This is a genomic window from Bradyrhizobium campsiandrae (assembly GCF_014529705.1).
In the GTDB taxonomy this organism is placed as follows: Bacteria; Pseudomonadota; Alphaproteobacteria; order Rhizobiales; family Xanthobacteraceae; genus Bradyrhizobium; species Bradyrhizobium campsiandrae.
Window position 1 is genome coordinate 1 of record NZ_JAANIH010000348.1, and the last position, 247, is coordinate 247.

1 protein-coding gene is annotated in these 247 nt (G+C 67.6%); it reads right to left on the reverse strand.

From position 1 onward, the window contains the following. Positions 1-27: 27 nt before the first annotated feature. Positions 28-247 (reverse strand): hypothetical protein (locus G8O24_RS44185; protein ID WP_210324927.1); only part of this gene is annotated, 220 nt, incomplete at its 5' end.

Here is a 247-nt window from a genome sequence, read left to right on the forward strand (position 1 = left end):
AAGCCCCGGGACGGCCGACCCGCACCGTCAGGCCGCAGCGCATGCGAAGGACGGCGTGCGGCGATCTTGTTGCTCCGCGAGGAGCGGCGCAGCCGCGGGGAAGAAGATCGACGCACGCTGTTGCGGGGAAAGGTCGGCGAGCGCAGTGAGCGTATTGTGGCGCGTGATCCGCCAGCAAAAGGCCGGTATGGACGTGGGGCCAAACAGCCCGACAGGAGAGTAACGGCTCAAAGGCATCACCACCGCC